Origin of the sequence: Streptococcus mitis, assembly GCF_946190285.1 — a bacterium.
Classification (GTDB): Bacteria; Bacillota; Bacilli; order Lactobacillales; family Streptococcaceae; genus Streptococcus; species Streptococcus mitis_CP.
In genome coordinates this window covers 1-12,301 of the sequence record NZ_CAMHZX010000005.1, presented here as the reverse complement: position 1 = coordinate 12,301, position 12,301 = coordinate 1, and the positions used below count along the sequence as shown (strand labels likewise).

Below are 12,301 nucleotides of genomic sequence, written 5' to 3'. Positions count from 1 at the left end.
TTTATCTAAATTATATCCCTTTCCTATAATAAATGCAATAAAAAACATAAAAAGTGTAGAAATATTTAAATGTAAAAAAGAGAGCAGTTTTAAAACTACTCTCTTAGTCTTTTTATACCCATTCACCGTTGGCGTTTACGTAATAACCATCAACTGTAGTGCTTACTGCAAGGGCACCTGAACTATAAGCATAGTACCATTTACCACCCACTTGGAACCAACCAGTTACCATAGCACCTGAGCCTTTAAGGTAATACCAAGTACCACCAACTTTAGCCCAGCCAGTTTCCATAGCACCTGAGCTATTTAGGTAGTACCAAGTACCACCATCTTGCAACCAGCCAGTTTGCATTTCACCTGAACCATTTAGATAGTACCATTTGTTACCATCTTTGATCCACCATTTTTGCATCACGCCTTCAGCATTAAAGTAGTACCATTTACCACCGTCTTTCAGCCAACCAGTTTGACGCTTACCTTCTTTATTCACATAAACCCAGTGATTGTCAACTTTGTTCCAGCCAGCTTTAGTATCAGAATCATCTGTCAAGAAGTAAGTTTTACCGTCAACAGTGATTTCACCAAACTTACGTTCACCTTCTTCAGTGACATAGTAATACTTGTCGCCAGCACCCTTGATAAGGCCTGTCTTACGGTCACCATCTGCAGTGATGTAATACCACTTACCAGCGCTATCTTTTACAATACCTGATTGAGCTTTACCTTTTTCATCAAAGAAGTACCATTTCGTACCAACTTTTTGAACTCCATTTGTCACAACACCGTCTTTTACAAAGTGAGTTTGACCGTTTTCTGTGACAACTTCTGTTCTACGAACACCATTTCCGTCAAAGTAGTAAGTCTTTTCTCCCACTTTGAGGAAACCAGTTTTCTTAACACCTTGATCATCTAGATAGTAACGCTCAGATTCATTTTCAATGATACCACGAGCCATTACACCCTCACTATTGAAATAGTAAGTCTTGTTGTCAATCATGGCCCAACCCTTAACTGGGTTTCCGTGTGAATAGAAGTAACGGTTACCTGATACTTCACGCCAGCTGTTATTTTTATCAGTAGATTTATAACCTTGTTTATTCAAGTCTGCTGACGGTGTATTTGGATCGTTTTCCAATTCAGCAAGTTTTGTTCCTTTTTCTACAAATACATAGTAACGTACGCCGCCATCTACATAGGTTTCCTGATACTCAAATTTATCAATATAACTATGCTTTTCAAATTTTTGATCACCTGACTCAAAATAAACAGTTGTACGAGTACGTGAACGATCATTAGAAACAGTTATCCATTCCGTTTTACGAATAAACTCGTCTGCATGTACAGATGGAGCTGTGATAGTTGAGTAAGCAGTCACAGCAGCGCCTGCCATTGTCACACTAGCAAGAGCTAGAGCTAAAGCTTTTTTATTTTTCATGTGAAGATTCTCCATTCTTAAATTTAGCTATTATGCTTTTCTTTATTGTATCTTATTTTTACAAAAATTTCTAAGAAAAACTGGACTTTTTATGGAAAAAATAAAAAGCAGAAGAAATCTCCTGCTTTTTTTATTGAGCTAGATTATTTAACCCATTCACCGTTTCCGTTAACAGTGTATCCACCTACAGTAGTGTTAACTGCAAGGGCACCTGAACCGTCAACGTAGTACCATTTACCAGAAACTTCAAACCATTGGCTAGCTTTCATAGCACCTGATGTTTCAAGGTAGTACCATTTACCACCGTCTTGCAACCAACCAGTTTGCATTTCACCGTTTCCGTTTAGGTAGTACCAAGTGTTTCCATCTTTAACCCACCATTTTTGCATTACGCCTTCAGCGTTAAAGAAGAACCATTTACCGTCAACTTGTTTCCAACCTGAAACAGCTTTGTTAGAAGCGTAGTATTTCCAGCCAGCTTCTTCTTGAACCCATTGATCTTTCACAACGTTGTATGAGTCAGTTTTTTCAAGAACCAAATCAACTGAAGCGTTTGTGAACATGTCAGCTTTTCCGTCTTTATCTAGGTCAGCTGAACCAGAGTATACGAATGTTCCATCATACAAGTTACCTTGGATATCAAATGAACCTTCATTACCAGTTTCTTTACCGTTGTGAACTGTTCTGTTTACTTTATGCAAGAAGTATCCTTTTGGAACGTAAGCTACACGGTATTGAACCAAACCTTTGTGTGGTACTGCCAACTCAACATCACCTGCTTCGTTAGATTCAGCAGAAACAACTGATGGTTTAACGTAGTTGTTGTAGTCAGCTTCGTTTGCCCAAACCATAACATCAACTTTAACACCTGCAACTGGACGGCCTTGGATGTCTTTAACTGAGAAACGAACGTGTGAACCGTTACCAAACATAACTGGTTTACCATGGTAAGGGTTGTAAGCTGGAGTAGCTGGTTTGTATTGGTTTTCTGGAGCAACTACACCAGTGTGAGCAGATTTAAGTGTGTTTTCAGTATATTCTTTACGTGGAAGTTGACCTGTTGTTGGATCTACCACACCATTTGTTGAATACTGATTAGTAGCATCAGCTGAAACAGCTTGTACAGCACCAAATGCTGCAAGAGCGACTGCGCTTGTCAATAAAACTTTTTTCATCGTTTTATCTCCTTCATTTTTCATTATATATTTTTTCGTAAGACTATCTTACTACCATACAGTATATAAATATTTGCAGGATTTGTCAAGGGTTTTCTTCTAGTTTTTAAAGTTTTTACCTATTTTTAGAAAAAAAGGTGAAAAAAACATTTTTGTGAGAAAAAATACCCGTCAAATACTGCATTTTTCAAGTGAAAATCTCACAAACTTATCATCCTTGAGTAAAATCATTCATATCTAATCCACATAGACAGTTGGACAGAACTCACGTCTATGGTATTATCTAATAAACACTTCTAAATGTCAAGTAAAAATGGCAAGTTTTTTAATAAGAACTTGCCATTTCATCAACTTTCTACTATTTAAAATGTGACCTTATAGCAAGGCCTCAAACTCTGCGACCGTCATGCCTAATTGCTCGCTAGCAAATTCGGTAGTTAAAACATGTTGACGCACTAAATCAAGAAAGGTAAATATTTTCCCACGCTCCAGTCCTTGTTCAAGACCTTCTTCTCGCCCTTTTTCAATACCCTCTGCACGACCACGCTCTAAACCTTTTTCTTCAGCTTGTTCCAAGGCATAGTCCTGTGCTAACAAGGCTTGTTCTTCTCGCATACGTAGTTGACTAAACATCTTCCTATCCTCCTCGGACCAGCTTTTGTAGTCCAGCAGTTGGTCTGCTTGGCTAATAGCTCGCTCGGGTTGTTGGGTAAAGGGTTTGTTCCCGAAAAACTCCAACCACGGTTTGCGAACCTTGTCTTTACTGGTTTCTCTGTATTTTTTTAATTCCAAGAATGCTATCTTGACTAGATGGTTTTCCTGTCCATTGTTTGTGATGGTTAGGACCTCACCTGTCGTATCCTCGCACATACTAAAGCTATGAAAAGCTAAATCATCTGAGAAGTAATTACTATCCACAATTGCGATAGCGTATACTGGTGCGATGTGTTTGTAACTCTGGTGCGTATTGCCCTCTTGCTGGCGAATTTTTTCGAGATTTTGATTAACCTGACTGCACAGATAAGCCCATAAACGATTAATGAAAAAATTCTGATGATGAACTTGGATTTCGATAATAACCTGCGTCCCATTGTCCAACTCCGCCAAAACATCTATACTGGTATAGAAATCCTGCGCTGAATAAGGCATGGAGGGTAATACGTGAATGTTACTTCCCTCCAAAATCGTCACATTTTTTGCTGGTAAATCCAGCATATCGCGGATAAATTGACAAGTGATTTCTGGATTGCTAAAGATTTTCTTAGCAACCAAATCATTGGTTGGGCTGATGCCCGGATGTCTTAGAATCATCCTTTTCCTCCTTTTATTATACCACAGTTTTAAATATAGGTTTCCTAGATTCTCTGGCTCTATCTATTTATTCGGAAAAGAGATGAAAAAAACCTGAGAATTATCTCAGGCTTGGGCATTAAATCTTTTTCTCAATACTGAAAAGTGGAGAAAGTGGGCGTTTTTCATGGATACGTACAATAGCATCACCTAGGAGATGAGCGATTGAAATTTGCTCAATCTTATCAATCAAACGCTCTTCTGGGAGATAGATGGTATCCAAAACAACCAATTTCTTAATAGCTGAATTTTGGATATTGTCCATAGCAGGACCAGAAAGAACTGGGTGCGTACAGCTTGCATAGACTTCAACAGCACCAGCTTCCGCAAGGGCATCTGCCGCATGACAAATCGTTCCAGCTGTATCAATCATATCATCAATCAAGATACAAGTCTTGCCTTCGACCTTACCGATGATGTTCATGACTTCACTAGTATTCATCTTATCAACGCTACGACGTTTGTCGATGATAGCGATAGATGTTTTCAAAAACTCTGCCAACTTACGGGCACGAGTCACTCCTCCATGGTCTGGGCTAACAACCACATAGTCAGAACCAACCATGCCACGACGCTCAAAATAATCCGCAATCAGAGGAGCCCCCATCAAGTGATCCACAGGAATATCAAAGAATCCTTGAATCTGCGCAGCATGCAAGTCGATGGTCAATAAGCGATCCACTCCAGCTACTTCAAGCATATTTGCGACAAGTTTTGAAGTGATTGGCTCACGCGCTCTCGCCTTTCTATCCTGACGTGCATACCCATAGTAAGGCATGACAACATTGACAGATTCTGCACTAGCACGCTTCAAAGCATCCACCATAATCAAAATTTCAAGCAGATTGTCATTTACAGGCGAGCTAGTTGATTGTAGGATAAAGACGTGTTTCCCACGGATTGATTCTTCGATGTTGACCTGAATCTCTCCATCTGAAAATTGGCGAACACTTGATTTCCCCAACTCTATCCCAATCTCCTGCGCCACACGTTCTGCCAATTCTTGATTAGAAGAAAGGGCAAACAGCTTTAAATCAGAAAAAGACATGATTTCCTCCGGTATATATGTATCGCTTGTGCTTTTCACAAGATTTTTCCATTTACCATTGTAGCGCTTTTTGCACTATTTTTCAATCAAAAATAAAAGAAGGGCAGCATATTTGTGCCCTTGCATCATTCTTTTGAAAAATATTCTAGTTCATCAACTCATTGTGCTTCTCAACAAAGCGATAAGCCTGATAAAAACCATAGAGAGTAATAGCCGTAACCACTGGAATCGCTAAAGGCAACTCTGTCTCCAACTCCACAAAAGGAGAGTTAAACAAGAAATGAGTTCCCAAGGCTAAACCTAGGAAAATAAGCCCCTGTTTCTTGCCAACCTTCTGCCCTTTATAGGCTCTGTAAAGCAAGTAAGCACCTACTACAGCCAGACCTGAAAAAGTCCAGTGAGAGGCAATTCCTGAGATGATACGCTCTAAAATTCTCGAAATAGTAAAGTCAAATCCCTCTGGCAAATCCGTACGAATATAGCCAATATCCTCAATCATTTGAAATCCCAAACCAGAAGCAATCCCTAGTAAAAACAAAGATTTTAATTTTCGCACAGGAATCAAAGCTAAAACAAAGACAAGTGGTAACAATTTCAAGGGTTCTTCTACCAAAGGAGCCACAATAGCACTTTCAAAGGCATTTAAAAATGCACTATCTGGGAAAAGAACGCCCAGCAAATCATGGATATAGGTATTAGCAAAGCTAGACAACCAGCCTGAAAGGAACATTCCTCCCAATAAAGACAGAATCAAGGCCTTCTTTGGTAATTCCCATTTTTTCCCAATACGGAAAAGGAAATAAAGAGCCGGAATCATGTAAAAGAGAGCTAGAAAGATAGAAACTCCCATTAGTCCATATTCCGCACCTGACATCGAACCGTCCGTATAGTAGATGGTTTCATACTGTAAACCAATACATAGCAATAAAATAAAAATAAATAAAATACTGTTTTTCTTCATACACTTTCTTTCTAAATAAAGTATTTACAATTCTACAGCTGTCATACTTCCTGTATCCACATCGTAAATGGCACCAGAGATAATGACATCGTCTGGTATTAGGGGAGACTCGATAAGGAGTTGCATATCCTCTCGCACACTCTCCTCTATATTTTGGAAGGGCAAGAAATCCTGGTCTGACACATCGACACCTAATTCCTCTTTCAGATACTCCTGAAAAGGACCATTTTCAAAAGTCTGAGCACCACAGTCTGTATGGTGCAGCACCACAATCTCTCTTGTTCCCATCTGTTGCTGGGAAATCACCAGCGAACGAATCATGTCTTCGGTCACTCGACCGCCTGCATTCCGCAAGATATGAGCATCCCCAAGTGCCAACCCCAAAGCTTGCGCAACGTGCAAACGTGAGTCCATACAGGTCACAATAGCCACTCTTGTTTTGGGTTTAAGTGGCAGATTTAACTGCCCATGTAGGGCAACATAAGCCTGATTGGCTTGCATAAACTGTTCAAAATACGACACGATTCCCTCCTTGAAAATTTGATAGTCAAATATTTCTCCTATCTTATCATTTTTAAGAGGATTTGTCACAGATTAAGCAAAAACCTTTTTCAAAACTTCCTGAATCGTTGTCACACCAATGACCTGAATTTCCTTGGGTGGAGTGATTCCTGTCAAGGAATTTTTCGGTACATAGATTTTTGTAAATCCAAGCTTAGCAGCTTCATTGATGCGTTGCTCGATACGATTCACACGCCGAATTTCTCCTGTCAAGCCCAGTTCTCCCACAAAACATTCCTGAGGATTAGTTGGCTTGTCCTTGTAGCTCGAAGCAATGGCAACTGCAACGGCCAAGTCTATCGCAGGTTCATCCAATTTGACACCGCCAGCAGATTTGAGATAGGCGTCCTGATTTTGCAAGAGAAGACCTGCCCGCTTTTCCAAAACAGCCATAATCAAGCTAGCACGATTAAAATCAAGTCCTGTCGTTGTACGCTTGGCATTTCCAAACATGGTAGGTGTTACCAAAGCCTGAACCTCCGCCAAAATCGGACGCGTCCCTTCCATGGTCACAACGATTGATGAACCAGTCGCTCCATCCAAACGCTCTTCTAGGAAAACTTGACTCGGATTGAGTACCTCAACCAATCCGCCCGACTGCATCTCAAAAATGCCAATCTCATTTGTTGAACCAAAACGGTTTTTGACCGCTCTCAAGATACGAAAGGTATGGTGACGTTCCCCTTCAAAGTAAAGCACTGTATCTACCATATGCTCCAACATACGCGGACCAGCCAAGGTTCCTTCCTTGGTAACATGCCCTACGATAAAGATAGCAATGTTATTAGTCTTAGCTAACTGCATAAGTTCAGCCGTCACCTCACGCACTTGAGAAACAGACCCTTGCACCCCTGAAATCTCAGGTGACATAATGGTCTGGATAGAGTCAATAATGAGGAAGTCTGGTTGGATGCGCTCTACCTCAGCTCGAACACTCTGCATATTGGTCTCTGCATAGAGATAAAACTCGCTATCAATATCACCCAAACGCTCTGCACGTAGTTTAATCTGCTGGGCAGACTCCTCCCCACTGACGTAGAGAACAGTCCCCACTTGAGACAGCTGGGTTGAAACTTGTAAAAGAAGAGTCGATTTCCCGATTCCAGGATCCCCACCGATTAGGACGAGACTTCCTGGTACCACTCCGCCTCCAAGTACACGGTTGAATTCCTCCATCTCTGTCTTGGTTCGATTGACGTTGATTGAAGTCACCTCAGCCAGTTTCATGGGCTTGGTTTTCTCACCTGTCAAGGACACACGCGCATTCTTTACCTCGGCAACCTCAACCTCTTCTACAAAGGAAGACCAAGACCCACAGTTGGGACAACGTCCCAAATATTTAGGGGAATTATACCCACAATTTTGACATACAAATGTCGCTTTTTTCTTTGCGATGATAAACCTCTTTCTATATCTCTAACTCACACTCAATTACTTGGCAAAAATCAATCTTCTCATTTGGCACAAACTGACGCATGAGCATGTTGTGAGTTACCACTATCACGGTCTGGTAATCTCGATACTTAGCCATGCATTCTAGAAACCGAGACTTCATCTCTTCAGCTGTCTCATATTGAATAGGACTATTAGGAAGTAACTCCCCCTTATTTTCTAGAAACACAGTACGAGCTTTTTCAAAATTATCTGTGCCACTTTCATAGACCTGCCATTCATGCAATAATGGTTCCACTCTCAAAGGAAGTCCAGTAACACAAGCCACATAAGAAGCCGTTTCTAAAGCTCTTGTGACTGCAGAAGATACGATTATTTCAGCTGAAGGGAGTAAAGGATTGGTGCTCAATTTCTGGGCTTGCTGCCGTCCCTTATCAGACAAGGGTGCCAAATCTATCCCAAATCCCGTATAAGAACGCTCCTCTAACTCACAATAATCTGGCTCTCCATGACGTACAAAAATAATTTTCATCCTAGTGCCCAGTCGAACCAAAACCACCTGTCCGTACGCCATCAGCTGCATCTCCATCTGCAATTAAGAAAGGAGCAAAGACAGCTTGGACAACACGTTCTCCAACTTCAAGAACAACCTCTTGGTCTGTGATATTCTTCATCTGAGCAAAAATATGCCCTTCATTCCCAGGATTTCCATAATAATCCCCATCAATGACTCCAACTGAATTAATTAAAACCAAGCCCTTTTTACGAGGGTTTGAAGAACGATCATAGAGGTAAAGAACCTCAGTCGGTTGCATATAAGCCTTAACCCCTGTCGGAACCAATACAATCTCTCCTGGCGCAATAACCGTACGCACAGCAACCTTTAAGTCGTAACCAGCCGCATGCGCTGTCTCACGCTTGGGCAATAAATTTTCATCTGTAAAACTCGAAACCAATTCAAAACCACGAATTCTCATAATCTTCTCTTTTCTATTATCATTTATTCTAGATTATTCTATCTTATTTATTCGGAAAAAGCACGAAAAAAAGAGCACACAATTCAAATCGCTTAGGGCTGCTGGATTCCTCCCCTGACCCGCTTCACGCAGAACTGTTGCTCCACTATTTATTATATCACATTCCTATTCATTTTAAAAGCAAAATTATTTTTTCCGTCTATTTCTAAAAAAATCCTGCATAATAGCTGCGCATTCATCTTCCAAAATTCCCGTTTCAACATCCACACGATGGTTGAGACGCTCATCTGTCAAGATATCGTACAAACTCCCAGCAGCGCCAAATTTCTGGTTTTTAGCCCCATAGATCACGTTTGGAATACGGGCAAGTCCAATCGCCCCACTACACATGACACACGGCTCAATGGTCACAAAAAGCGTGCAATCAAGCAAGCGCCAGCTCTCCTCACTCAGGTTCGCATTCTCTATGGCCATAATCTCCGCATGCATAACCGCTCGCTGCAGTTCCTCACGCGCATTATGCCCACGGCCAATGATTTCTCCGTCCTTGACAATCACACAACCAATTGGAATTTCATCGTGTTCAAGAGCAATCTCAGCCTCTCTCAAAGCTTCCCTCATAAAGACTTCTTTTTCTTCAACTGTATAATTCATCAATTTCACTTTTCCTACTTATCGATTTTATTATTATATCATGAATCCCAACACAAAAAAAGCCACCGAATGCGGTGACTTTATAGGGAGATTATTATGAAAAAGAAAAGTTTAGGATATTTGTTACAACAAGTTAGGAGGTCTTCTTGTAACTGTCTATAGTATACCCGACCTATCTTAAACAAATCTTAAAAATCTCTTAGGACCAAACACTTTCTAAAATATTTGTTTGTTCACGACCAGGACCTACTGAGAAAGTAGAAATACGAACACCAACCAATTCACTCACACGACGAACATAGTTACGCGCATTCTCAGGAAGATCTTCCAAATTACGAACTCCGGTAATATCTTCTGACCAACCTGGCAACTCTTCATAGATAGGCTTGCAACGCTTCAATTGCTCAAGACTAGCTGGATAGTAGTCAATACGTTGACCATCAAGATCATAGGCCACACAGATTTTCACAGTATCTAAACCACTCAAAACATCGATAGAGTTCAATGAAAGGTTAGTGATACCAGAAACACGACGGCTATGACGCATCACAACTGAGTCAAACCAACCCACACGACGTGGACGACCAGTTGTTGTACCATATTCATGACCTACTTCACGGATACGTTCTCCCACTTCATCAAACAACTCAGTTGGGAAAGGACCGTCTCCTACACGACTCGTATAGGCTTTACATACACCAACAACCTTATCAATCTTACTTGGACCAACACCAGAACCAATGGTCACACCACCAGCCACAGGGTTTGATGACGTAACAAATGGATAGGTACCTTGGTCGATATCTAGCATAACACCTTGTGCACCTTCAAAAAGCACACGTTTACCGTTATCAAGCGCATCATTCAAGATAACAGATGTATCTGTTACATATTTCTTGATTTGTTGACCATATTCGTAATATTCTTCAAAAATATCATCGAAAGCAATCGCTTTACTGTCATACAATTTTTCAAAAAGACGATTCTTCTCAGCAAGGTTACGTTCTAAACGCTCACGGAAAATATCTTTATCTAAAAGATCTGCAATACGAATCCCAACACGAGCAGCCTTGTCCATATAAGCTGGACCAATTCCCTTGATTGTAGTACCAATCTTATTGTCACCCTTAGCCTCTTCTTGCAAACGATCCAACTCGATATGATAAGGCAAAATAACATGCGCGCGATCAGAAATACGCAAGTTATCAGTTGTAACACCTTCCTCATGAAGATAGCTCAACTCTTTTACAAGAGATTTAGGATTTACAACCATTCCGTTTCCAATAACAGAGATTTTTTCAGGAAAGAAAATCCCAGATGGAATCAAGTGTAACTTAAATTTCTTACCATCAATCACAATCGTGTGACCTGCATTATCACCACCTTGGTAACGCGCAATCACTTCTGCATTAGCTGAAAGGAAATCTGTAATCTTCCCTTTACCTTCATCACCCCATTGGGTACCTACAACAACAACTGAAGTCATAATCTTGTCTGAGCTCTCAGGCTCTTCCTTTCTCACATACATGGCAGGACTCTCACCTGCAATTATATCTTACAATTTATTATAAGAAAAAATCGCCTTTTTATCAAGAAGAAACAATAGAAAGATTTGCTATTTCCAACTATTAAAAAATCATTTAGAAAAAATTCCGGCTATTTATCATTATTTTCCCACAAAAAGTTAGATTTGTTCGGAAATTAACTCATACTGTCTCAACAAGCAACAAAACCTTGTTTCATTATCAATTTTTCAAGATACAAACGATAAGCAACACGATAATGGTAAACAATAAAATCCCGATGACACACAATACGATATCGGACAAGATAATAAATCAAAAACTTAAAATGAACATGTTCCCAATCAAAATTATCACCCAAGAACATACCATACTCTTCTTCAATATTTCTATAAAAATCCATCATCTGATCATAAATACTTTGTAGCATAAATATATACTCCTTTTCTTTTTATGACCTTATTCTAACAAAAAATTATAAACAGTTATTATAAAATCCTGAATTGCTCATATACCAACCTCAAAAAGATAACAAATAGGAAAAGTTGACAGAATAGGAACAAATTTACTACTTAAATTTCAAAAAATAAGATAATGGAAGGAGAAGGATTCGAACCCCTCGAAGGAGCGTATTTACAGTCCGCCACGTTTAGGCTCTTCGCTACCCTCAATTAAAGTACTAAAAAAATCTCCTTGCTCGAAAACGGAGGGCTCTGAAACTTTACTCAGTAAAAAGGCTCTATAATATTTGTAGTGGGAAAATCCCCTATAGATATTATGGAGCCGATTTTGTTGTAGAAAAAAAGTCCCATAAGATCTATAATGAAAAGTGACCAAACAACTCATTAGAAATATTCATATGGAACAATTACATTTTATCACAAAACTACTAGACATTAAATACCCTAATATCCAAATTATGGATGTTGTTAATATAGATACCCACAAAGAAATCATTGCTAAACTACATTGTGAGGCCCCATCTTGTCCTGATTGCTGAAGTCTAATGACACGAGATAGATTATAAATTACATAACAAAAAAGAGGCCTAAACCTCTTTTCCTTAACTACTCCGCCAGTAGGACTCGAACCTACGACATCATGATTAACAGTCATGCGCTACTACCAACTGAGCTATGGCGGATTAAAGCTAAGCGACTTCCATATCTCACAGGGGGCAACCCCCAACTACTTCCGGCGTTCTAGGGCTTAACTTCTGTGTTCG

The 12,301-nt window shown here is 39.9% G+C and carries 12 protein-coding genes, 1 tRNA gene, 1 other RNA gene and 1 pseudogene; 1 reads left to right on the top strand and 14 read right to left on the bottom strand.

All coding sequences use genetic code 11. From position 1 onward, the window contains the following. Positions 1 to 112: 112 nt before the first annotated feature. The 13 genes from N8L39_RS07045 to comW form a co-directional block, all read right to left on the bottom strand. Complete coding sequence (locus N8L39_RS07045; RefSeq protein ID WP_261010513.1) at positions 113 to 1,435, bottom strand: nucleoside triphosphate hydrolase; 1,323 nt, start codon at positions 1,433 to 1,435, stop codon at positions 113 to 115. Positions 1,436 to 1,578: 143 nt separating this feature from the next. Beyond that, positions 1,579 to 2,610: an N-acetylmuramoyl-L-alanine amidase family protein gene (locus N8L39_RS09515; protein ID WP_306800155.1), complete on the bottom strand. Its 1,032-nt coding sequence runs from the start codon at positions 2,608 to 2,610 to the stop codon at positions 1,579 to 1,581. A 375-nt stretch (positions 2,611 to 2,985) separates the two neighbouring features. Next, the gene (locus tag N8L39_RS07035; RefSeq protein WP_261010512.1) at positions 2,986 to 3,921 is read right to left on the bottom strand and encodes an Rpn family recombination-promoting nuclease/putative transposase; all 936 of its coding nucleotides are present in this window, start codon (positions 3,919 to 3,921) and stop codon (positions 2,986 to 2,988) included. A 118-nt stretch (positions 3,922 to 4,039) separates the two neighbouring features. Next, complete coding sequence (locus N8L39_RS07030) at positions 4,040 to 5,008, bottom strand: ribose-phosphate diphosphokinase (protein WP_000010166.1); 969 nt, start codon at positions 5,006 to 5,008, stop codon at positions 4,040 to 4,042. A gap of 145 nt (positions 5,009 to 5,153) precedes the next feature. After that, a complete protein-coding gene (locus N8L39_RS07025) occupies positions 5,154 to 5,969 on the bottom strand; it encodes a PrsW family intramembrane metalloprotease (protein WP_261010511.1) in 816 nt (271 codons plus the stop codon). Between the two features lie 24 nt (positions 5,970 to 5,993). Next, positions 5,994 to 6,491, bottom strand: coding sequence for a beta-class carbonic anhydrase (locus N8L39_RS07020; RefSeq protein ID WP_261010510.1), 498 nt, complete (start codon positions 6,489 to 6,491; stop codon positions 5,994 to 5,996). Between the two features lie 72 nt (positions 6,492 to 6,563). Beyond that, positions 6,564 to 7,925, bottom strand: a complete 1,362-nt coding sequence (radA, locus tag N8L39_RS07015; protein ID WP_077804517.1) for a DNA repair protein RadA — start codon at positions 7,923 to 7,925, stop codon at positions 6,564 to 6,566. Between the two features lie 13 nt (positions 7,926 to 7,938). Further along, a complete protein-coding gene (locus N8L39_RS07010) occupies positions 7,939 to 8,496 on the bottom strand; it encodes a histidine phosphatase family protein (RefSeq protein WP_261010509.1) in 558 nt (185 codons plus the stop codon). Continuing rightward, on the bottom strand, positions 8,456 to 8,899 hold the full coding sequence (locus N8L39_RS07005; RefSeq protein ID WP_261010508.1) for a dUTP diphosphatase: 444 nt from the start codon (positions 8,897 to 8,899) through the stop codon (positions 8,456 to 8,458). Before N8L39_RS07005 ends, N8L39_RS07010 begins: the two co-directional genes overlap by 41 nt. A 56-nt stretch (positions 8,900 to 8,955) precedes the next feature. Then, an RNA gene (gene ffs, locus N8L39_RS07000) (signal recognition particle sRNA small type) lies at positions 8,956 to 9,053 on the bottom strand. 32 nt (positions 9,054 to 9,085) lie between these two features. Continuing rightward, positions 9,086 to 9,553 carry a tRNA adenosine(34) deaminase TadA gene (tadA, locus tag N8L39_RS06995; RefSeq protein ID WP_261010507.1) on the bottom strand — a complete coding sequence of 156 codons (468 nt, stop codon included), beginning with the start codon at positions 9,551 to 9,553 and terminating at the stop codon, positions 9,086 to 9,088. Positions 9,554 to 9,752: 199 nt separating this feature from the next. Next, entirely contained in the window at positions 9,753 to 11,039 is a 1,287-nt protein-coding gene (locus N8L39_RS06990; RefSeq protein ID WP_001832534.1) for an adenylosuccinate synthase, read from the bottom strand. A gap of 230 nt (positions 11,040 to 11,269) precedes the next feature. After that, entirely contained in the window at positions 11,270 to 11,506 is a 237-nt protein-coding gene (gene comW / locus N8L39_RS06985; RefSeq protein WP_261010506.1) for a sigma(X)-activator ComW, read from the bottom strand. 429 nt (positions 11,507 to 11,935) lie between these two features. On the opposite strand from comW, the pseudogene N8L39_RS06980 reads away from it, so the two are divergent. Beyond that, positions 11,936 to 12,073: pseudogene (locus tag N8L39_RS06980) on the top strand (ISL3 family transposase); the annotation flags it as partial. A gap of 73 nt (positions 12,074 to 12,146) precedes the next feature. Here N8L39_RS06980 and N8L39_RS06975 read toward each other — a convergent pair. Further along, positions 12,147 to 12,220, bottom strand: a tRNA-Asn gene (locus N8L39_RS06975). Between the last annotated feature and the right edge of the window lie 81 nt (positions 12,221 to 12,301).